Annotated in this window: 18 protein-coding genes and 1 pseudogene; 8 read left to right on the top strand and 11 right to left on the bottom strand. The window is 63.0% G+C overall.

Translation table 11 applies throughout. The features are described 5' to 3' along the window. Positions 1-26: 26 nt before the first annotated feature. The 5 genes from ntrX to dusB form a co-directional block, all read right to left on the bottom strand. A complete protein-coding gene (ntrX, locus tag ACXAEH_RS05700) occupies positions 27-1,436 on the bottom strand; it encodes a nitrogen assimilation response regulator NtrX (protein WP_475031495.1) in 1,410 nt (469 codons plus the stop codon). After that, positions 1,433-3,712 carry a sensor histidine kinase NtrY-like gene (locus ACXAEH_RS05705; RefSeq protein ID WP_475031496.1) on the bottom strand — a complete coding sequence of 760 codons (2,280 nt, stop codon included), beginning with the start codon at positions 3,710-3,712 and terminating at the stop codon, positions 1,433-1,435. Before ACXAEH_RS05705 ends, ntrX begins: the two co-directional genes overlap by 4 nt. A 100-nt stretch (positions 3,713-3,812) precedes the next feature. Beyond that, complete coding sequence (locus ACXAEH_RS05710) at positions 3,813-5,180, bottom strand: response regulator (protein WP_475031497.1); 1,368 nt, start codon at positions 5,178-5,180, stop codon at positions 3,813-3,815. 3 nt (positions 5,181-5,183) lie between these two features. After that, on the bottom strand, positions 5,184-6,263 hold the full coding sequence (locus ACXAEH_RS05715) for a two-component system sensor histidine kinase NtrB (RefSeq protein WP_475031498.1): 1,080 nt from the start codon (positions 6,261-6,263) through the stop codon (positions 5,184-5,186). Beyond that, positions 6,260-7,246 carry a tRNA dihydrouridine synthase DusB gene (dusB, locus tag ACXAEH_RS05720; protein WP_475031499.1) on the bottom strand — a complete coding sequence of 329 codons (987 nt, stop codon included), beginning with the start codon at positions 7,244-7,246 and terminating at the stop codon, positions 6,260-6,262. The genes ACXAEH_RS05715 and dusB overlap by 4 nt, the downstream gene beginning before the upstream one ends. A 181-nt stretch (positions 7,247-7,427) precedes the next feature. Between dusB and ACXAEH_RS05725 the strand changes: the two are divergent. From ACXAEH_RS05725 to ACXAEH_RS05740, 4 genes and pseudogenes are all read left to right on the top strand, one after another. Then, positions 7,428-8,565, top strand: a pseudogene (locus ACXAEH_RS05725) (bifunctional 2-C-methyl-D-erythritol 4-phosphate cytidylyltransferase/2-C-methyl-D-erythritol 2,4-cyclodiphosphate synthase). After that, positions 8,562-9,059, top strand: a complete 498-nt coding sequence (locus tag ACXAEH_RS05730) for a phosphatidylglycerophosphatase A family protein (protein ID WP_475031500.1) — start codon at positions 8,562-8,564, stop codon at positions 9,057-9,059. The pseudogene ACXAEH_RS05725 and the gene ACXAEH_RS05730 overlap by 4 nt, the downstream one beginning before the upstream one ends. Beyond that, positions 9,056-9,529, top strand: a complete 474-nt coding sequence (locus ACXAEH_RS05735; RefSeq protein ID WP_475031501.1) for a CinA family protein — start codon at positions 9,056-9,058, stop codon at positions 9,527-9,529. Before ACXAEH_RS05730 ends, ACXAEH_RS05735 begins: the two co-directional genes overlap by 4 nt. 162 nt (positions 9,530-9,691) lie before the next feature. Next, positions 9,692-10,873 (top strand): ammonium transporter, encoded by a 1,182-nt coding sequence (locus tag ACXAEH_RS05740; RefSeq protein WP_475031502.1) that lies wholly within the window; start codon positions 9,692-9,694, stop codon positions 10,871-10,873. A 99-nt stretch (positions 10,874-10,972) separates the two neighbouring features. Here the strand turns inward: ACXAEH_RS05740 and tmpT are convergent, their stop codons facing one another. After that, positions 10,973-11,614, bottom strand: coding sequence for a thiopurine S-methyltransferase (gene tmpT / locus ACXAEH_RS05745; RefSeq protein ID WP_475031503.1), 642 nt, complete (start codon positions 11,612-11,614; stop codon positions 10,973-10,975). A 93-nt stretch (positions 11,615-11,707) separates the two neighbouring features. Further along, the gene (locus ACXAEH_RS05750; RefSeq protein WP_475031504.1) at positions 11,708-12,154 is read right to left on the bottom strand and encodes a type II toxin-antitoxin system RatA family toxin; all 447 of its coding nucleotides are present in this window, start codon (positions 12,152-12,154) and stop codon (positions 11,708-11,710) included. Positions 12,155-12,228: 74 nt separating this feature from the next. Between ACXAEH_RS05750 and hpt the strand changes: the two genes are divergently transcribed. Then, positions 12,229-12,774: a hypoxanthine phosphoribosyltransferase gene (gene hpt, locus ACXAEH_RS05755; protein WP_475031505.1), complete on the top strand. Its 546-nt coding sequence runs from the start codon at positions 12,229-12,231 to the stop codon at positions 12,772-12,774. A 100-nt stretch (positions 12,775-12,874) separates the two neighbouring features. Here the strand turns inward: hpt and ACXAEH_RS05760 are convergent, their stop codons facing one another. Together ACXAEH_RS05760 and lipA are read right to left on the bottom strand one after the other, a co-directional pair. Then, positions 12,875-14,038 carry an amidohydrolase gene (locus ACXAEH_RS05760; RefSeq protein ID WP_475031506.1) on the bottom strand — a complete coding sequence of 388 codons (1,164 nt, stop codon included), beginning with the start codon at positions 14,036-14,038 and terminating at the stop codon, positions 12,875-12,877. Beyond that, positions 14,035-14,988 carry a lipoyl synthase gene (gene lipA, locus ACXAEH_RS05765; protein ID WP_475031507.1) on the bottom strand — a complete coding sequence of 318 codons (954 nt, stop codon included), beginning with the start codon at positions 14,986-14,988 and terminating at the stop codon, positions 14,035-14,037. The genes ACXAEH_RS05760 and lipA overlap by 4 nt, the downstream gene beginning before the upstream one ends. A gap of 208 nt (positions 14,989-15,196) precedes the next feature. Here lipA and ACXAEH_RS05770 point away from each other — a divergent pair, with 208 nt between their 5' ends. After that, positions 15,197-16,111: a hypothetical protein gene (locus ACXAEH_RS05770; RefSeq protein WP_475031508.1), complete on the top strand. Its 915-nt coding sequence runs from the start codon at positions 15,197-15,199 to the stop codon at positions 16,109-16,111. Positions 16,112-16,284: 173 nt separating this feature from the next. Further along, positions 16,285-16,833, top strand: coding sequence for a redoxin family protein (locus tag ACXAEH_RS05775; protein WP_475035529.1), 549 nt, complete (start codon positions 16,285-16,287; stop codon positions 16,831-16,833). A 73-nt stretch (positions 16,834-16,906) separates the two neighbouring features. Here ACXAEH_RS05775 and ACXAEH_RS05780 read toward each other — a convergent pair whose 3' ends face one another. Continuing rightward, complete coding sequence (locus ACXAEH_RS05780) at positions 16,907-17,977, bottom strand: DUF6456 domain-containing protein (protein ID WP_475031509.1); 1,071 nt, start codon at positions 17,975-17,977, stop codon at positions 16,907-16,909. A gap of 236 nt (positions 17,978-18,213) precedes the next feature. Here ACXAEH_RS05780 and ACXAEH_RS05785 point away from each other — a divergent pair, with 236 nt between their 5' ends. Beyond that, positions 18,214-18,558: a DUF6477 family protein gene (locus ACXAEH_RS05785; RefSeq protein WP_475031510.1), complete on the top strand. Its 345-nt coding sequence runs from the start codon at positions 18,214-18,216 to the stop codon at positions 18,556-18,558. 30 nt (positions 18,559-18,588) lie between these two features. On the opposite strand, the gene ACXAEH_RS05790 is transcribed toward ACXAEH_RS05785, so the two are convergent. Then, positions 18,589-20,133 carry a trimethylamine methyltransferase family protein gene (locus ACXAEH_RS05790; RefSeq protein ID WP_475031511.1) on the bottom strand — a complete coding sequence of 515 codons (1,545 nt, stop codon included), beginning with the start codon at positions 20,131-20,133 and terminating at the stop codon, positions 18,589-18,591. Between the last annotated feature and the right edge of the window lie 57 nt (positions 20,134-20,190).

The raw sequence follows: 20,190 nt of genomic DNA on the forward strand, positions 1-20,190 counted from the left end.
CAGTGCCCGGGCGACGCCCAGGAAGATCAGGCCTGTTCTTCTTCGGCCTCGACATGCGCCACCCGGGCGCCTGCCTTGTTGGATGTCACCACCCCCAGCGACTTCAGCTTGCGGTGCAGCGCCGAGCGCTCCATGCCGACAAAAGAGGCTGTGCGGCTGATATTGCCGCCAAAACGGTTGATCTGGGTCAGAAGGTACTCACGCTCGAAGGCCTCTCGCGCCTCGCGCAGCGGCAGCGTCGCCAAGGCGCCTGACAGCACCACCCGGCCCTCTTCCTGCGGCTTTTCCTCATCCCGCGGCAGGTCCTTGGCCTCAATCGGGCCGCTGCCGTCGCCCAGGATCAGCACCCGCTCCACCAGGTTCTTGAGCTGACGCACATTGCCCGGCCACAGCATGGTCTGCATCAGCGCCACAGCCTCTTCGGTCAGCTCGCGCAGCGGCAGGCCCTGGGCCTCGTTGAACTGCTCGATGAAATGGCCTGCCAGCAGCGGAATGTCCTCGCGCCGGTCGGCCAGCGACGGCACCGCCACCGGCACCACATTCAGGCGGTGATACAGTTCCTGGCGGAAAGTGCCGGCCTCGATCTCGGCGTCCAGATCCTTGTTCGTGGCAGACACCACCCGCAAATCGACACGGATCTTGTCAGAGCCGCCAACCCGCTGGAACTGCTGGTCGACCAGCACCCGCAGGATCTTGGACTGGGTGCCCAGCGGCATGTCCGCCACCTCGTCAAAGAACACCACACCGCCATGGGCCTGTTCCAGCAGCCCCGGCTCCACTCCGCGCTCAGCGGATTCTCGGCCAAACAGCACGTCCTCCATCCGGTCCGGTTCGATGCTGGCGCAGTTCACGGTGACAAAAGGAGCCGAAGCACGGTTCGAATTGGCGTGAATATAACGCGCCGCAATCTCCTTGCCGCTGCCCGCCGGGCCGGTCAGCATCACCCGGCCGTTCGACTTGGTCACCTTGTCCAGCTGACCCACCAGGGTCCGGTAGGCCGCAGAGGTGCCGATCATTTCGGCAGGTCCCGAATCCTTGCGTTTGAGGTCGGTGTTCTCCCGGCGCAGGCGCGAGGTTTCCATCGCGCGGCGGATCACCACCATCAGCTGGTCGATGTTAAAGGGCTTTTCGATGAAGTCGTAAGCCCCCTGCTTGATCGCCGCCACAGCGATTTCGACATTGCCATGCCCGGAGATGATCACCACCGGAATGTCCGGCGTATCCCGCTTTACCGCCTTCAGGATGTCGATACCGTCCATCTGGCTGTCCTTCAGCCAGATATCGAGGATCATCAGCGCGGGCTCGGCTTCCTCCAGCCGGGCCATGCATTCGTCGGAGCTTCCGGCCTTGCGGGTGGCATAGCCTTCGTCCTCCAGAATGTCCGAGATCAGTTCGCGGATATCACGCTCGTCATCAACAATCAGAATGTCACTCATGTCAGACCTGCTTTCACTGTGCTCTTGTTTGGCGCCGCCGCCTTGGCCGCGGCAGGCAGGCGGATCACCGCCATCGCGCCGAAATGCGCGTGTCCCTCGAACACCGGGGCGTCTTCCAGCGTCAGCGTGCCCCCGTGCTCTTCGATGATTTTCTTGACTATAGGCAGTCCCAGCCCGGTGCCCGCATCACGCGTGGTCACATAGGGTTCAAACAGCCGTGCCCGGTCCTCGGGCAGACCGATGCCATTGTCGGCAATCCGGACTTCATAGAAATTGCCCGCCTTGTCCGCCGATACCCGGATTTCCGGCACCAGCGTTGCAGCGGGGTCCTTGTTCTGCAGGCTTTCAATGGCTTCGCCTGCGTTCTTGATCAGATTGGTCAATGCCTGGCCGATCATCGTGGCATCAAGATCCGACGGCATTTCCACCTTTGGCAGTGCTGCCTGGATACGGACACCCGGCTGGCCCTGCTGCTGCAGGATCACCGCGTCCCGCACCAGTTTGGCCAGATCTTCCTCGCGCCGCTCCGGTTCCGGCATGCGGGCGAATTTCGAAAATTCATCAACAATCCTGCGCAAGTCATTGGTTTGGCGCACAATCACATCGGTCATCGATTGCAGCTGGTCGCTGTTCTCCTCACCCAGCTTGGGTGCGAATTTACGTTTGATCCGCTCGGCGCTCAGCTGAATCGGAGTCAACGGGTTCTTGATTTCATGCGCAATCCGGCGCGCCACATCGCCCCAGGCGGCCATCCGCTGGGCGCTGACCAGATCGGTCACATCATCAAAGGCCACCACATAGCCTTCCAGCCCACCCTCTTCCGAGCGGCGCGGCGACATCCTGACCAGCAGGTTTTCAAGCCGCCCCTGGCGGGTCACTTTGATCTCCTCCTGCACCATTTCCGCGCGGCTCTCGATCAGTTCCGCAAACAGCGGCCCGAATTCCGGAACCGCCACTGCCAGCGCCAGCGACTGCTGATCCTCCTGCCAGTCCAAAAGCCGCTCAGCGGAGCGGTTCACGAAGGTCACGCGCCCATCCGCATCCAGGCCAACAACCCCGGAGGTGACCGAAGACAGCACCGAGTCGAACAGGCGCCGGCGCCGTTCGATATGCCGGGTATTGTCGATCAGCCGCCCGTGCTGCGCCTTCAGCTCCCGGGTCATCTGGTTAAAGTATTCGCCCAACTGGGCAATCTCGTCGCCGTCCCGTTCAACCGGCACCTGAACGTCCAGATTGCCGGAGCCAACCCGCTGCGCCGCCACCGTCAGCCGGCCGACCGGCCGTGACAGCCGCTCTGCGAACCACATCCCCAGCCACATCGCCGCCAGGATCAGGATCACCGCAAAGCCAATGTACAAAAGCGCAAATTCAAACAGCACCCGGCCCCGCTCGCTCTCCAGCTGCTGGTACAGATGCGCGGTTTCCTGGGTATCGTCCAACAGGTTCAGCAGCTCACCATCCACATCGCGGCTGATGTACAGGAACCGGTCGATAAAAGCCTCCAGCTGGACCAGGGCGCGGAACTCGCTGTTGTCCCAATCCTCGATCAGCAGAAAGCCATCTTCGCGCGCGGCCTCGATCTGGCGGTCATTCGGCTTTTCAAAGTCAAACTCGTAAGACCGCTCGCCCCGCGCCCGGATCAGCCCGGCGCTATCGACGATATAGGCCTCGCGCAGCCCCCGCTGGATTTGCAGCTGCCCCTGGGTCAGCACCTGCCGAAGTTCGGCGTCATTGATGAAAAAGCTGCGCGAGCGGCTGTTGTCGAGATAACGCGCCAGCGCCCGGGCGTCCTCACTCAGATCTTCCTTCTGCTGCGTCTGATACGCCTCCGCCGCGGCCAGCGAACTGCCGATCACTTGGCGCACCCGCTGCGAGAACCAGCCTTCAAGGCCGACATTCACCGTCAGCACTGCAAAGACGGCGACAATCACGGTGGGTATCAGAGCAAGGAAGCCGAACGCCCCGATCAGCCGTAGGTGCAGGCGGGAACCTGCCGACTTTGACCGCCGCGCTGCAAACAGCCGCACGATCTGGGTCATCACCAATGCGGCAATGGTCAGGATATAGACCAAGTCCGCCAGCAGAATCAGCCGAAGCGGCCGGGAGGATGCGCTCTGCCCGAAGGGTCCGATGATCAGGAAAGTCGCCAGCGCCAGCACCGGCCCCAGCAAAACCAGGCCGATGGTGCCGATATTGCGGGCTTTGCGGGTTCTCCGCCATCGGTCAAAGGCCGCAAAAGGCCCGTATGCCGCCCTCAGATGTGACTTATGCGCCACTGACTGCCCTCATCCTGATGTGCGACTCTTTACGAGTCACCGCCATATCTCGTGGCCCAGCCTAGGAAATTCACAACAGGGCCACATTTCTGTGGCGATATTACATCAGTTTGCGGCGGCGTGTCACCTCAATATCCAGATCGGTGATCTTCTTACGCAAAGTATTCCGGTTTATCCCCAGCAATTCAGCACATTTTGCCTGGTTGCCGCCGGTTGCCGCCAGCGCGATTTCGATCAGCGGCGTCTCCACTTCGCGCAGCAGACGCATATAAAGCCCCGGCGGCGGCAGCAAGTCGCCATGCAGGTCGAAGTAGCGCTGCAAGTGGCGGGCCACAGACTCCGACAGCTTTTCACTGGCCAGCCCAGGCACGGCAGGCTCCGGCCCCGTTTGGGGTCCAAGCACTGCGCCGGCATCCGCCTGGTTGATCTCTTCGCTGCGGGCCGTCAGCGCCAGCCGCCGGACAGTGTTTTCCAGCTGCCGCACGTTGCCTGGCCAGCCGAAATGACGCAGCGCCTCGCGCGCACCTTCGCTCAACTCCCGATGCGGTGCGCCCTCGTTCTCCGCCTTGATCAGAAAATGCTCGGCCAGAAGCGGAATGTCCTCCACCCGCTCCCGCAGTGCAGGCACATTCAGCGCTGTACCGCAGATCCGGTAGTAAAGATCCTGACGCAACTCCCCGGCCTCCATCACCGCTGTCAGGTCTTTCTGGCTGGAGGCAATGAACCGCGGCGCGTGTTCGCCCGGGGCATCCATCATCCGCACCAGCCGCGCCTGCGCCTCCTCAGGCAGATCGGCCAGTTCATCCACCACCAGCGTGCCGCCCTTGGCCTGTGCCAGCAGCCTGGCCGGGCCTTCCAGTTCAATCAGGCTGGCCGCATCGGCATGCACCAAAGGCAAGGTGCGCCGATCGGAGAAGTCGTGAATAGCCTGTGCAATCAGCGACTTGCCGGTGCCGCTTTCTCCAGTGATCAGCAGCGGCAGATCGGTGTTCATCACCCGGGCGATCAGCCGGTAGAGCGCCTGCATCACCTCGCTGCGGCCGATCAGGGGCAATTCCTCCGGACGTTCCTGCGTCCCGGGTTTCGGCGCGGAGGGCGCAATGCGTTTCGCCGCCAGCGCCTTGGCGGTGCGTTTCATCAGCTCCGGCAAGTCAAATGGTTTCGGCAGATAGTCATAGGCCTCCGCCTCCTCTGCCTTGATCGCCGTCATGATGGTGTTTTGCGCCGAGATCACAATCACCGGCAGTCCTGGCCGGTCCGCCTGGATCTTGGGGAGCATCTCCAGCCCGTTACCGTCCGGCATCATCACGTCCGAGATCACCACATCGCCCTTCCCCTCGCCCACCCAGCGCATCAGCGTCGTCAGCGAGGAGGTCGCATGCACCTTGCACCCCGCGCGCGTCAGCGCCTGGGTCAGAACGGTGCGGATGGTGCGGTCGTCGTCAGCGACCAGAACGGTGCCGTCCATGGATCAGCTCTCCTGCGTTTTTGCGTCACGCGGCACGCGCGACAGCGACAGCCGGAACACCGTGCGCCCGGGAACCGAGCTTACCGAAATCCAGCCATTGTGCTCCGAGACGATCTTGCTCACCAAAGCAAGGCCCAGCCCGGTGCCGTTTTCCCGGCCCGAGACAAACGGGTCGAAAATGTCGTCCTTGATCTTGTCCGGCAGCCCTGGCCCGTCGTCGCAAATCTCCATCTGCAGCGGCAGCAGCTTTCCGGTTCCATCGCTGCGGCGCAGCCGGAAGGAATGTTCGTAGAAGGTGCGGATATGGATATGCCCGCCTTTAGAATCAGCCGCTTCCGCGGCGTTCTTCAACAGGTTCAGCGCCACCTGCAGAAGCTGATCCGCATCGCCCCAGGCCATCGGCAGCGAGGGATCGTATTCCTCGCTGATGGTCATATGGGCGCCAAACCCCAGCAGCGCTGAGCGCCGCGCCCGGTCCAGAACATCATGCAGGTTGACTGGCTTGAAGCCCGGCTCGGTCAGGTTTCCGAACTGTTCCACCTGCTCCAGCAGTTTCACAATGCGGCGGCTCTCGCTGACGATCAGATCGGTCAGTTCCAAGTCCTCTGGCCCAAGGCTCATGCTCAGAAGCTGCGCCGCCCCGGTGATCCCCGCCAGCGGGTTCTTGATCTCATGCGCCAGCATCTCTGCCATCCCGATGGCCGAGGCGGCGGCGGATTTGGCGGAATGGGTCTGTGTCATCCGCCCGGCCAGCTCCCGTGGGGTGACCATCAGCAGCATCACCCCCTCCTTCCCCTGCAGCGGTGCGATCTGCACCCCGCACTGCAGCGGCGCCCGGCTGCCGGAACCGACGTCAATGTCGTTCACAAACAGCGGCGTGCTCTGCACCCGGGCGCGGGCAAAGGCCTCCTCGATCGGCGCGTCGATGGCCAGCGTGTCCCAGACCGGCTGTCCCAGCAGCGCCTTGCGCGAGGTATTGAGGAACCCCTCACCAGCCGCATTCACGTCGGCAATCTTGTCCCAGGCATCGATCAGAAAGGCCGGCACCGGCAAAGAGGCCCAGAGAGCTGCACTGTCCATCATGCGGCGGCCTCCGGTATTTGCGCGCTCAGCGCCTCCGGCAGCAGCGCCAGCACTTCAACCGGGTTTTTCTCCGTCAGCACGGCGCGGCGCATGGCGGGGCTGGTTCCAGCCCCGTCCATGTACCAGCCCAAATGCTTGCGCGCGACACGCCCCCCCAGATCCTGCCCGTAGAAATCCAGCATTGCCCGGTAATGCTCTGAAACCATTTCGATAAACGCCGCGCCTTCCGGGATCTCTGGTGCCGGGGTGCCCCACAGGTGATGGGCCACCTCGGCCAGCAGCCAGGGCTTGCCCTCGGCCCCGCGCCCGATCATCACGCCATCCGCGCCGGACTGCTCCAGCGCCTGCCGGGCAGAGGCGGTATCCACAATATCGCCATTGGCCAGCAGCGGCACGTTCACCGCGTCCTTGACAGCCCGGATCGCCGCCCAGTCGGCGGAGCCCTTGTAGAACTGGCAACGGGTGCGGCCGTGGATCGTCACCATCTGCACCCCGGCCTCGCAGGCACGGCGCGCTACGTCCGGCGCATTCCGGCAATTGTCGTCCCAGCCCAGCCGGGTCTTCAGAGTCACCGGCACATCCACCGCGCCAACCACGGCCTCGATCAGCTTCAGCGCATGGTCCGGCGTTTTCAGCAGGGCCGAGCCGGAGTATCCATTGGTCACCTTCTTGGCCGGGCAACCCATGTTGATATCGATTATCCGGGCACCCTGCCCGGCAACATGTTTGGCAGCCTCGGAAATCCAGTATTCATCCCGCCCGGCCAGCTGCACCGCGGTGTTCTCCACATCGGCGCTCAGCTCGGCCCGCTCCCGCACCCCGGGCTTGGCCTGCACCATCTCCTGGCTGGCCACCATCTCGCTCACCATCAGCCCCACACCGAAGGAGCGGACCAGATCCCGGAACGGGCGGTCAGTGATTCCAGCCATCGGTGCCAATGCGATTGGCGGAGACATGGAGGTGGTTCCAAGCGTGAAGGACAACTGCCTAATCCTTGTGCAACTGGGGCGTTTGTACCCGAAGCCTTTGCTATGCAGCAACGAAACTGCCCATTGCAAGGCACAGCAAAACACCACTTGCCTAATTTTTAGGCACCACACCTCGAGCGATTGCCTATCTACGCGCCACCTCATAAACAAAGGCCGAACCAGACAAGAGGCCCGCATGACAACAGCCGCTCTGATCGTCGCCGCCGGCCGCGGCACCCGCGCAGGCGGCGGCATGCCCAAGCAATGGCGCCCGCTGAAGGGCCGCCGGGTGATCGACTGGACACTGGATGCCTTTGCGAGTGCGGGCGTGGACAAGATCGCATTGGTCCTTTCCCCGGACGACACCGCCGCTTGGGAGGAATTCTCCGGCAATCCCGGCCTGATCCTCGCCGAAGGCGGCACCGAACGGGCAGCATCTGTCCTGAACGGGCTGAAGGCATTGGAGCCGCACAGCGTGGAAAAGGTGCTGATCCACGACGCCGCCCGCCCCTGTGTCAGCCCCGTCCTGATCCACAGCATTCTCAATACCTTGGAAGAAACACCTGCCGCAGCCCCGGCGCTGACGGTGACCGACGCGCTGTGGACCGGCGCGGATGACTTCTGTCACCGGCACCCAGGACCGCACCGGGTTGTTTGCTGCGCAGACGCCGCAAGGATTTCGCTATCAGGGCATTCTGGCTGCACATCTTGCTCACCCCGGCGGCGCCGCGGATGACGTGGAGGTAGCGCGGGCCGACGGGCTTGACGTCCGCATCATTCCGGGCGAGCCGGACAACATCAAAATAACCCGTCCCGAGGATTTCACCCGGGCAGAACGCATTCTGGGAGCAGACATGGATATCAGGCTTGGCAACGGCTACGACGTGCACCGCTTCGGTCCCGGCGGCAGCGTGATCCTTTGCGGCGTGGAAATCCCGCATGAGAAGACCTTGCAGGGCCACTCCGACGCCGACGTCGGCATGCACGCGGTGACCGACGCAATCTATGGCGCGCTGGCGCAGGGCGACATCGGCCAGCACTTCCCGCCCTCCGATCCCCAGTGGAAAGGTGCGGCCAGCGAGATTTTCCTGCGTCACGCCGCCAATCTGGCGCGCGGGATGGGCTTCTCTATTTCCAATGTCGATTGCACTTTGGTGTGTGAATACCCCAAGGTCGGTCCCCATGCCGCCAAGATGCGCGAAGTCATGGCCGGGATCCTGAACATCGAGGCAGACCGCGTCTCGATCAAAGCGACCACTTCCGAGCGCCTCGGCTTCACCGGCCGCGGCGAAGGCATTGCGGCGCTTGCAACGGCCGCATTGGTGAAAGCATGACCGCGGCGCAACTGATCGGCACGGTTGGCGGCGTCGGATACCTGCGCCCCGCGCCTGGCACCTGGGGCTCGCTTGCGGCGCTGCCGCTGGCCTATGCGCTGCATCAGCTGGGAGGCTTCCCCCTCTTGGCCCTCGCTACGCTGGCCAGCATCCCTGCAGGCCTTTGGGCGACCAAGGTGATGACTGCAGGCAGCACCAATCACGACCCCTCGGAAATCGTCATTGACGAGGTCGCAGGCCAGTGGATCGCGCTATGGGCCATTTCCTTCCCGGCCTGGAGCAAAGGCATCGAGATCACCGCGCTCTGGCCCGGCTGGGTTGCGGCTTTTCTGCTGTTCCGCCTGTTCGACATCTGGAAACCCGGCCCCGTCGGCTGGGCGGATCGCAAAACGGGCCCGCTCGGGGTTATGATGGATGATGTCATCGCCGGCATCCTGGCCGCCTTCGGTGTGGTCCTGCTGGCCGGTTTCTCGCACGGGGTTCTGGGGTTATGAGCATCGACGTCTCCAAACTGATCGCTGAGGCCAAGGCGGCAGGCCTCACAATCGCCACCGCCGAGAGCTGCACTGGCGGTATGATCGCGGCAGCGCTGACCGATATCCCCGGCTCCTCGGCCGTGGTCGACCGCGGCTTTGTCACCTATTCCAACGCCGCCAAGATGCAGATGCTGGGCGTGCGGGCTGAGACGCTGGAGGCCAAAGGCGCCGTCAGCGAAGAGGTTGCAGCGGAAATGGCCGAAGGTGCGGTAAAATACGCAGGCGTCTCGCTTGCGGTCTCGGTCACCGGCATCGCAGGCCCTGGCGGGTCGGACTTCAAACCCGAAGGCCGCGTCTGCTTTGGCCTTGCCCGCGCAGGCCATAAAGCCATCACCGAGACCGTCGACTTCGGCGCCCTGGGCCGCGCCAAGGTGCGCCAAGCCGCCCGCGACCATGCGCTTTCGCTGCTGATGCAGGCCCTTTCCTAAACCGGCCGCATTCCGGGCAAGGCCCGCCAAAGCCCGCCCAAAAATTCAGCACTCCTGAAAAAGCCCCCATTTTGTGCGCCTCCCGCACGGCTGCCTCTTTTTTCTGCGCCGCCTTTCCGCTTTCCCATAGCCACCGTTTTTTTGAGGGGAAGGAACAAACGGATGAACGGAGCGGATACCGCATGGATCATTGTGGCCACGGCCCTGGTCCTCTTCATGACATTGCCAGGGCTGGCCCTGTTCTACGGCGGGCTGGTGCGTGCCCGCAATGTGCTCAGCGTCTTCATGCATTGCTACGCCATTGCCTGTTTGATGAGCGTTCTGTGGCTGGCCTTCGGATACACCATCGCCTTTGGCAGCGGCACCTCCGGCCTGTGGGGCGGGCTGGACAAGATGTTCCTCAGCGGGGTCACCGCCGACAGCCTGTCGGGCACCCTGCCAGAGGTTCTGTTCTTTGCCTTTCAGATGACATTTGCCATCATCACGCCCGCACTGATCGTCGGCGCCTATGTGGAACGCGTGGGCTTTGGCTTCGTCCTCGTATTCTCCGGCCTCTGGATGCTGCTGTGTTATGCGCCCGTGGTGCATTGGATCTGGGGCGGCGGCTTCCTGGCCGATGGCGGTATCTTCGGCGAGGTGGGCGTCAAGGACTTTGCCGGCGGCATCGTGGTGCATGAAACAGCAGGCCTGGCGGCGCTGATCATCGCCTTCTACCTGGGCCCGCGCAAAAACCGCACCATCCCGCCGCACAACCCCGGTTACGTGATGATCGGCGCCGCGATGCTGTGGGTCGGCTGGTTCGGCTTCAACGGCGGCTCGCAGCTGGCAGCTGACGGCGGCGCGGCGATGGCGCTGACCGTGACCCATATCTCCGCCGCCACCGCTTCTCTCACCTGGGCACTGTGGGAAAAGATCAAATACGGCAAGGCCTCCCTCGTGGGCCTGGTCACCGGCACTATTGCAGGCCTCGCCTCGATCACCCCCGCCTCCGGCTTTGTCGGCCCGATGGAGGCACTGATCATTGGCGCCGTAGCAGGTGTACTGTGCCAGGAAATGGTTAACCTGGTGCGCAACAAGATGCAGATTGACGACACCCTGGATGTCTTTGCCGTGCACGGCGTCGGCGGCATCTTCGGCACCATCATGATCGCCGTCTTCGGCGCCGGTGCCTGGGCCGCACAGCTGGGCGCGTTGGTGATCGTCGGTGTCTTCACCGTGGTGGTGACCATCGCGCTGGTCAAGATCTCCGCTTTGATCACATCCCTGCGCGTGGATCTTGAAAGCGAGACCAACGGGCTCGATTTGTCAGTACACGGTGAGCGGGCATACGACATGAACAGCTGACCCCGGCTTTGACGAATGCCGCCACTCACGGCAGAAGGTGCATATTGCGCACCGGGCGGGTCCCTTCGGGGACCCGCTTTTCGTTTTAGGCCAGCGGTTTCAAAACCGGGGAGTGAGAAGCCAAGCCTGTTCCAGCGCGTTGCAGCGCTCGCCAATGCGGCCATCTGCCGGGCGCTCCTCTGCCAGCGTGATCGCATGTGTGTCCTGATAGAGCGTTTTAACAAGCCCCCCAGGCACGGAAAACGGCGGTCCCTGCATCAGCGACTGGTCATAGTCGAACCCGATCAGCAACTGCCGCGCAGTGCCTGTGATCCGGATCAGATGCGCTGCATAAGCCATTCTGTCCTCTGGTTTAACCGCCACCAGCGCGGCCCGGTCATAAACTGCATCCACTGGCCCGATCCGTGCAGAAGTGAGCGCAAAGAAGTCGCCGGCAAACAAGGTCAGCGCCCCCGCCTGATACCGCAGGAGGTCTCCTTGCCGGACAACCTCCGGCTCAAGCCCCTGGCGGGCAAAGACCTCTTCGACAGCGCCCTGGTTGAACTCAGCCCCCGTAACCCGCAGCCCCTGCGCCAGCAACCAGTCCAGATCCAGTGCCTTGCCGCACAGCGGGACAAAGACGGATTGGCTAGCTTTCAGGTTCAGCCGGGAAAAGTGCTTGGTCAGCAAAGAGTTGGGCGCCGCCTCGTGAAAGCCGATGCGGTTCTCGCGCCAGCGCGCCTGCCAGAATTCCTGCTCCATCGCGGGTCGTTCCTTCCTTTGGAAATCTCAGTTCCGGTAGGTGATACGACTTGAAGCCCGCTTTAGGTCAAGCGTTCTTCGGCCTGCGGCACCTTAGCCGTAGAGCTCGGCCGCCCGCCGTTCAAAGGCGCGCACGATCCGCTGCATCGCCTCGTTGAAGACCACCCCGATGATCCCCTGCAGCACTGCGTTCTTGAACTCGAAATCCACAAAGAAGGAAATGTCGCAAGTGCCATCCTCGCGCGGTGCAAAGGACCAGTTCGACTTCATGTAGCGGAACGGGCCGTCCAGATACTCGGTGTCGATTTTTTGCTCGTCCGGATAAAGGGTTACCCGGCTGCCGAACCGTTCACGGAACACCTTGAAGGAGATCACCAGATCCGCCTCCATCACCTCGGCCCCGCCCAGGGCGGCACGGCTGCGGATGCGGGCGGCGGCGCACCACGGCAGGAACTTGGGGTATTGCGCGACATCCGCGACCAAGTCGTACATTTGCTGTGCCGAATACGGCAGCTGGCGGGTTTCCGAGTGTGTGGGCATCGGCCTGCTGATTTTCTGCTACTATTGTGTTGCGTCATGTCCTATGTACGCGCGGGAAATTCAAGGGGGCAGCCATGTCACAGCGTCCATATGTCATTGATGTGATGATTTCAGCCAAGGCCATCGCGGCGCGGATCGAGGAGCTTTGCGCGGAAATTCACCGGGAGTTTGCGGGCACCGACAAGCTGGTTGTGGTCGGCCTGCTGCGCGGCAGCTTTGTGTTTATCGCCGATCTGGTGCGCGAGCTGGACCTGCCGATCGAGGTCGATTTCCTGGAGGCGTCCTCTTATGGCGATGCGATGGAGAGCAGCCGGGAAGTGCGTATTCTCAAAGACTTGCGCGGCGCCATTGAAGGGCGGGACGTGCTGGTGGTGGAAGACATTGTCGACACCGGCCACACCCTGAACCACGTGGTGAACCTGTTGAAAAGCCGTGAGCCGGCGCGGCTGAAATCCATTGCCCTGCTGGACAAGCCGTCGCGGCGCGAGGTGGATTTCCGGGCCGACTGGATCGGCTTTGAGATCCCGGACGAGTTTGTCGTCGGCTACGGCATCGACTTTGCACAGCGCAACCGCAATCTGCCGCATATTGGCAAGGTGCGGTTCACCGACGAGGGCTGATCCAGGCTGAACCCGGGGGTGCCATGCGTGCACCGGCTGTACACCGTCTGTGCACCGGGTGGAGCACTTCACCCGGGCGCGGCGGGCGGAATCGCCCACCCTACCGGTTGCCGGAACTTTCTGAATTCAGAAGCTCATCAATTACCGTGGCAAAGATTTCCGCGCCAACCGGGATGGCGGCGTCGGGGAAGTCATAGTCCGGATTGTGCAGCTGCGGCTGATCCGTGCCGGAGCCCAGCCAGAACATCGCCGCCTTGGCGCCCTTGCCGAATTGGCCGAAGTCCTCGGACCAGCGCTGGGGCTTGTCCTGCATCTGCACCGTATGTCCTGCCGCCTCACTGGCGGCGTTCAGGAGGGCCACAGCCTCGGGGTGGTTGGTGCAGGCATCAAAGACGTCGTCGAATTCGATGGAGAACGTCAGCCCCTCCGCCGCGCAGGCCTGTTCCACCAGCGCTGCGGCATCGGCAATCAGCTGCTCCATGCGGGCGTCGGTGACGGTGCGCAGGGTGGCCCAGACCTCGCCGTAACCGGGGGCGATGCCAAAGGTGGCCTCGCCCAGATGCGCATGAGTGAGGGTGACCAGGGCAAACTCCGGGCCCAAGTCTCCGCCGCTGGCCAAAGCCGCCAGGCCCGGCAGCAATTGCGCGATGGCGCCAGCCGGAGACACCCCGTCCTGCGGCGCGGCAGCGTGAGAGGTCTTGCCGGTCAGCTTGATCCGCATCCCCCGCGAGGCGCAGTTGGCCGGGCCGGAGCACAAGGCAACCTGCCCCACCGGCAGCCCCGGCAGATTGTGCAAAGAGAAGGCATAGTCCGGCGCGATCCGGCTGAACGCGGGGTCGGCAATTACCGCTACGGCACCTTTGCCGGTTTCCTCGGCGGGCTGGAACAGCAGCACAACGCGGCCCCGGGCGGGTCGTTGCGCAGCCAGGTCCTCTGCCAGTGCTGCGACCATTGTCATATGGCCGTCGTGACCGCAAAGATGGCCCCGGCCTGCATGGGTAGAGCGGTAAGGCTGATCCGAAAGCTCCTCGATCGGCAGGCCGTCCAGCTCGCAGCGGATCAGCACTGCGGGGCCATCTTCCCTGCCCTCATAGACCGCGGCAATGCCGTGGCCGCCGAGACCGGTCAGCAGCTGGTCAGGTTCATAGAGCCGCAGATAGTCTGCCACCATCGCGGCGGTCTTTTCCTCGGCGCCGGAGACCTCGGGGATCTGGTGCAGGGCGTGACGCAGCGCAGTGAGCCGCGCCAGACGCTCGGGCGTCATGCCAGGCCCAGCTTCTTGTTGCGCGCGTCGCGCAGGCGGGCAAAGTCATCGCCCGCGTGGTAGGAGGAGCGGGTCAGCGGTGTGGCCGAGACCATCAGGAAGCCCTTGCCATAGGCGGCTTTCTCATAGGTTTTGAATTCCTCAGGCGTCACAAACCGGTCCACCGCGTGGTGCTTGGGCGTCGGCTGCAGGTACTGGCCGATGGTCAGAAAGTCGACATCAGCGGCGCGCATGTCGTCCATCACCTGCTTCACCGCCTGCGCATCCTCGCCCAGGCCAACCATGATGCCGGATTTGGTGAACATGGAGGGATCCAGCTCCTTCACGCGCTGCAAGAGCCGCAGGGAGTGGAAGTAACGCGCACCGGCGCGGACCTCAGGGTAAAGGCCGGGCACGGTTTCCAGATTGTGGTTGAACACGTCGGGGCGCGCTTCGACCACGGTTTCCAGCACCGAGGGGTCGCATTTCAGGAAGTCCGGGGTGAGGATTTCGATGGTGGTATCCGGCGAGCGGTGGCGCACCGCGCGGATGGTCTGGGCAAAATGCTCTGCCCCGCCGTCCTCAATATCGTCGCGGTCAACGGAGGTGATCACAACGTGGTTCAGGCCCAGCTTCTGCACCGCATCGGCCACCCGGCCGGGTTCGAACACATCCAGCGCCTCGGGCGGCTTGCCGGTGGCGATGTTGCAGAAGGAACAGGCGCGGGTGCAAACCTCGCCCATGATCATCATGGTGGCGTGGCCCTGGCTCCAGCATTCGCCGACGTTGGGGCAGCCGGCCTCCTCGCAAACCGTGGTCAGCTTATGCTCGCGCATGATCTTGTGGGTGTCCGCGTAGCCCTGCCCGCCCGGCGCCTTGACCCGGATCCAGCTTGGCTTTTTCGGCTGAGCATTGTCGGGACGGTGCGCCTTTTCGGGGTGGCGCTGCTCCGGGATTTTCAGGTCTCGCACGTGGTTTTTCCCTTCCGGCATCTCACTTGGCCAAGGTGTAACATAGCTTCCCGCGGTTGACACCCGGCTATCAGCAACCCTGCCTTGCTGCCTTGTCATGGCTCATACCGCAATTTTATGCCGTTTTCCTTTGCCAAAATGCCGCTGCGGAACACATAGTCTAGCTGTGCAAGGCAAAAGCGCCGTTAACGAGTTCAGGGAGGGACCCATGGCCAAGGAGCTGGAGAAGTTCAAAGCGGAACATAAGAAACTGGCGGCCGGGACCAAGAAATACACCACCGCCGAGGGCGAAAAGCTGAAGAAACGTGTCGGCATTTCGCTGGGCAACGCCTGGGAGGGCGAGGATTATTTCCGCGAAAGCCTGGCCAAGGCGCGCAAGGACGGGGTCGAGTCCAAGAAGATGGCCGACCTGCAGAAGAACAAGCATTTCAAGGACGGGCTGACCACTTGGAACAAGGCGGTGGACATTCATCAGCAGGAACTGGATGCGATGCTGGGCTTCTGCAAGGAGGCGCAGGCGCATCTGGTTAAGATCCAGAAACTGGCTGCTGACATCGAGAAGGACCTGAAGAAGCGCTCCAAGTCATCCGCCTCCAAGAAAGACATTGAAAGCCTGCGCGACACTCTGGCCAAGGAAGCGGCCGAGGTGAAGAAGGCGGTCCAGTATGAGGGCAAGCTGAACGCCGCCCAGAAATTCTATGCCGCGAATTTCCAGAAGACGGCCGACAAGATCCTGAAAGAAAGCGACGGCAGCCACGACAAGAAGCTGGATGCGACCGAGCTGCCGCAGCTGCTGGTGGACCGGAACCTGAAGAAATACACCAACCGGGTGGGCGCGCTGGTGAAAGCGATCAATGGCCATTGCATGGCGGCGATCGAGAAGGCCGGCGAGGATCTGAAGGCTGCCGCGCCGGACCTGAAGGCGGCAGCGGCGAAGTTCAAGGATCTGAAGAAGATCAACGACCAGTATCAAAGCGTTAAGAAGAAATTCCCGGGCGCCATCAACGACTCCAAGGACAAGAAGAAGCTGCTGGCGACGCTGAAACGGTTCAATGACCTGACCGCGGCGGCCGAGCGCAAGCTGCGCGGCACCACGGTGACGATCAAGAAGGCCGCGGCCTAGGGTCAGGACCGCACCGGCCTGCCGCGTTCCGCCGGTCCGGCGGCGCATTTGCGCCGCCTGCTGCGGCGTTTGTGCAGAACCTTCAAAACAAGCTCACGCAAATGTTGATACCAGCTTAGAATCATTTTAAGCCTGCGCGCCGAATGACATTCCACCTTCAGGAGCATCCCGAAATGAAAGCTGGCGTTAAGCTGCCCGACGTGACCTTCCACACCCGCGTGCGCGACGAGTCGATCGAAGGCCCGAACCCGTTCCGCTGGGAAGACAAGACCACCGCCGACTACTTTGCAGGCAAGCGCGTTGTGCTGTTCTCGCTGCCGGGCGCCTTCACCCCGACCTGCTCCACCTACCAGCTGCCGGGCTTTGAAAAGGGCTTTGGCGACTTCAAGGCCGAAGGCATCGACGCGATCTACTGCATGTCGGTGAACGACAGCTTTGTGATGAACGCCTGGGCGCGCGCGCAGGAGCTGGAAAACGTGGACGTGATCCCGGACGGCTCCGGCGAGTTCACCCGCAAGATGGGCATGCTGGTCGCCAAGGACAACCTGGGCTTCGGCAACCGCTCCTGGCGCTATGCGGCCATCATCAACAACGGCGTTGTTGAGGCATGGTTCGAAGAGCCGGGCCTGTCCGACAACCACGGCGAAGACCCCTATGGCGTGTCCTCCCCGGAGACCGTTCTGGCGCATCTGAAAGAAGCCAAGGCAGAAGTTCCCGCCTAAGGCACTGCCGGATAAAGTTTTTTACGGGCCTGCCAAGTGCGGGCCCGTTTACGTTTACGGCGGCCAAACGGGGTCAGCCGATCAGCTCTGCCTCTTTTGCTCTGGCTTCGCCGTAGTACTCAGAGAGATGCTGCAGGGCGATGCGCAGCACCACCTTGCCCGAACGGGCCTGCCAGCCCAGGTTGCGCTCTGCCGTTTCCATCCCTTCCAGATGGCAGCAGCAGCGCAGGGCGATGTCGCTGAGGCCGGCGCCAAGCGTTTTCAAAGCTTCTGTCATACGTTTGTGCGCAGCGGCGCCGGCTTCGTGGCTGTTGCTGTGCATGCCATTGCTGTCCTGGGAGAAATAGAATTTCTCCTGCATCAGGTGGCTGCTGATCTGGGCCAGTTCGAAATCCTCGCGCAGACGCTTGCCTGCACCGATCATTCCCGGGGTCAGGAACGGGTTGCCATCCTTGTCCGAAAGCCGCGCCAGGCTTTCCAGCGGGGTTTCCGACCCGCCGTAGCGCGGCTTGCGGCCATAGGGGGCGCCGGCGTCGCTGTCAGCCGCAGCAAACGGCACCTGGGCTTCGGCAAAACCGCCCTCAAGCCGTGCCCTGGCGCGGTTCTCCTGATCGGCGATGAAACGGTTCAGCGCGGTGCGCCCGGCCGGCGTGATGCTGTAGCGGCTGATCCGGTTGCGCCGGGCGCAGGAGATCCAGCCGATCAGTGCCATCGCACCGGCCAAAGGGCGTGACACCGCCACTTTCTGGCCATCGGCATCTGCGCCCTCGCGAACGACCACCGCCTTTTCCATACCCTCTGCCGCCGCCAGAACTGCACCGCCACGGCAGAGCAGGGTCAGGATTCCGGCCGCCTCGCGTTCGAACCCGCCCGCCAGGCAGCGCCCGACACTGGCGCCCGGGCCGTCTTCCACGGTTCCGGCGCAGGCGTGATAGCTTTCCGCCAGGTAGACAAGCACCTCATCAATCAGCGGATCGTCCCGCAGGGTTTCCACCCGCCGGATCTGCCGCAGAATTGTGGACGGATGGCAACCTGCCTTACGAGCCAGCTGCCGGATCGGCCGTCCGCCCTCGGTATGCTGAAGATAGCGGCACGTCTCAAGCGGCACCCACTCCGGCAAGGGTGCTATCGGCATGTTATGCATAGTTTTTAACCCCCGGTCGTCAGTCGGGACCGCCCGCAGCCTTCGTCCTTCCCCCTTTTTGGCGGAGTCCGCGATCTCCCGACCCTCTGTGAACAGAAACTCAGATCTGGCATCATTGTTTCCCGAAAATAAATAATCATCACAAAACGCACCGTTCGCCGGTAGCGCCCTTCCCGCAACACCACGTCAGGTTGTGTTATAGCAGAGCACCCACAGAGATAGGAAAGGAGAGGACTATGCAGGATGTATTCAGCCGCCTGGCGTTGCTCCAGCGCCCGCGGGTTCTGGCCCGGGCGGCCCGTTCGGGTGCACAGAACTACTGCCGCCAGCGCGATCTGCGCCGGATCCTGGGGTATGGAACACTGCCGCGGCCCGCGGCCGCCGCGATGCGGCTTCTGGAAATGGAGGCTGCGCTGAATGACGCCCGCAAGGCCGGCGAAGCGGGGTATTCGATGGTGCGGCACGTGGATGTGCTGATTGCCCTGGCCGGAGAGGCGGCCTACCTTCGCAAGTCCGGTACCGATGCCCGTAAAAAAACGGCGGCCGATGCTGGCCGCCGTTCTGAACCGGCCGGGGCCTGACCCCTTGCCGGCATAGCAGTTCCCCCGCCTTTACATGAAGGCGTCGGGCATAGAGGCTTTCTTCTCGGCGACGTATTCGTCCAGCGCCATCTTGATGTTCGGGTCCAGCGCCGGCTGCTCGTAAGTGGCCAGCAGCTGCTCGACACGGTTGGTCGCCAGCGCATAGGTGTCGCGCGCGCCTTCCTCTTCCCAAGTCTCGAACGGCTTGTAGTCGAGCAGGTCGGACTTCCAGAAAGCGGACTTGAAGTTTGCCTGGGTATGTTCGCAGCCCAGGTAGTGGCCGCCAGGGCCAACTTCGCGGATCGCGCCCATGGCCTGTGCGTTCTCGTCCATCGAAACACCTTTGGCCAGGCCGTGCAGCACGCCCAGCTGGTCAGCGTCCATCACGAACTTCTCGAAGTCGGCAACCAGGCCGCCTTCGAGCCAGCCGCAGGAGTGCAGCATGAAGTTCACGCCGGACAAGAGGCCCATGTTGAGCGAGTTGGCGGTTTCATAAGCCGCCTGCGCGTCGGGCAGCTTGGAGCCGCAGAAGGAGCCGGCCGAGCGGAACGGCAGGTTCATGCGGCGGGCCAGCTGGCCTGCGCCATAGGTGATGTGCGAGGCCTCGGGGGTGCCGAAGGTCGGCGCGCCGGAGTTCATGTCGATCGAGGTCACCATGGCGCCAAAGATCACCGGGGCGCCGGGGCGGACCAGCTGGCTGTAGGCGACGCCGGCCAGAACTTCGGCCAGAACCTGCGTCAGGGTGCCGGCAACCGATACCGGCGCCATGGCACCGCCGACGATGAAGGGCGAGATGATGCAGGCCTGGTTGTTCTGGGCGTAGACTTCCAGCGAGCCCATCATCACGTCGTCGAAGGTCATCGGCGAGTTGATGTTGGTCAGCGAGGTCATCACGGTGTTGTTCTGCACGAACTCCTTGCCGAACAGGATGCCGGCCATATCGACGGAATCCTGGGCGCGGCTGGGTTCGGTGACAGAGCCCATGAACGGCTTGTCGCTGAGGGTCATATGCGCCATCAGCATGTCCAGGTGGCGCTTGTTCACCGGGATGTCGGTGGGCTCGCAGACTGTGCCGCCCGAGTGGTGCAGCCACTTGGACATATAGGCCAGCTTCACGAACTTGCTGAAGTCGTCCATGGTGGCATAGCGGCGGCCGCCAGCGGCGTCGCGCACAAACGGCGGGCCGTAGACCGGTGCCAGCACCAGGTTCCTGCCGCCGATAACCACCGATTTCTCGGGGTTGCGGGCATGCTGGGTGAATTCCGACGGCGCTGTGGCGCACAGCTTGCGGGCCAGGCCGCGGGGAATGCGCACGCGCTCGCCCTGAACGTCTGCACCCGCTTCACGCCAGCGCTCCAGTGCGGCCGGGTTGTCAACAAAGTTGACGCCGACCTCTTCCAGGATGGTGTCCGCGTTGTACTCGATGATTTCCAGCGCTTCATCGTTCAGAACTTCGAAGTTCGGGATGTTGCGCTGGATGTACTTGGCGGTCTCGATCTTGACGCTGGTGCGTTCGGCGCGGCGGGCTGCGCCGCCGCCGCCCCGGGCGCGACGGCGCGGTGCTGCTTCTGTCATGGTTTATCCTCACCACAGGCATTTCATTGCGAAGGGTATTATAGCCACCACGGGCCA

This window comes from Leisingera sp. ABM4_060 (genome assembly GCF_056158765.1).

Bases quoted from the DNA above. Each gene is read 5' to 3' on its own strand.
- ACXAEH_RS05780 (WP_475031509.1), bottom strand. From the start codon at position 17,977: ATGCATAACATGCCGATAGCACCCTTGCCGGAGTGGGTGCCGCTTGAG.
- ntrX (WP_475031495.1), bottom strand. From the start codon at position 1,436: ATGAGTGACATTCTGATTGTTGATGACGAGCGTGATATCCGCGAACTG.
- ACXAEH_RS05740 (WP_475031502.1), top strand. From the start codon at position 9,692: ATGAACGGAGCGGATACCGCATGGATCATTGTGGCCACGGCCCTGGTC.
- ACXAEH_RS05785 (WP_475031510.1), top strand. From the start codon at position 18,214: ATGCAGGATGTATTCAGCCGCCTGGCGTTGCTCCAGCGCCCGCGGGTT.
- ACXAEH_RS05715 (WP_475031498.1), bottom strand. From the start codon at position 6,263: ATGATGGACAGTGCAGCTCTCTGGGCCTCTTTGCCGGTGCCGGCCTTT.
- tmpT (WP_475031503.1), bottom strand. From the start codon at position 11,614: ATGGAGCAGGAATTCTGGCAGGCGCGCTGGCGCGAGAACCGCATCGGC.
- ACXAEH_RS05735 (WP_475031501.1), top strand. From the start codon at position 9,056: ATGAGCATCGACGTCTCCAAACTGATCGCTGAGGCCAAGGCGGCAGGC.
- ACXAEH_RS05710 (WP_475031497.1), bottom strand. From the start codon at position 5,180: ATGGACGGCACCGTTCTGGTCGCTGACGACGACCGCACCATCCGCACC.
- hpt (WP_475031505.1), top strand. From the start codon at position 12,229: ATGTCACAGCGTCCATATGTCATTGATGTGATGATTTCAGCCAAGGCC.
- ACXAEH_RS05775 (WP_475035529.1), top strand. From the start codon at position 16,285: ATGAAAGCTGGCGTTAAGCTGCCCGACGTGACCTTCCACACCCGCGTG.
- ACXAEH_RS05750 (WP_475031504.1), bottom strand. From the start codon at position 12,154: ATGCCCACACACTCGGAAACCCGCCAGCTGCCGTATTCGGCACAGCAA.
- ACXAEH_RS05770 (WP_475031508.1), top strand. From the start codon at position 15,197: ATGGCCAAGGAGCTGGAGAAGTTCAAAGCGGAACATAAGAAACTGGCG.
- ACXAEH_RS05760 (WP_475031506.1), bottom strand. From the start codon at position 14,038: ATGACGCCCGAGCGTCTGGCGCGGCTCACTGCGCTGCGTCACGCCCTG.
- ACXAEH_RS05730 (WP_475031500.1), top strand. From the start codon at position 8,562: ATGACCGCGGCGCAACTGATCGGCACGGTTGGCGGCGTCGGATACCTG.
- ACXAEH_RS05790 (WP_475031511.1), bottom strand. From the start codon at position 20,133: ATGACAGAAGCAGCACCGCGCCGTCGCGCCCGGGGCGGCGGCGGCGCA.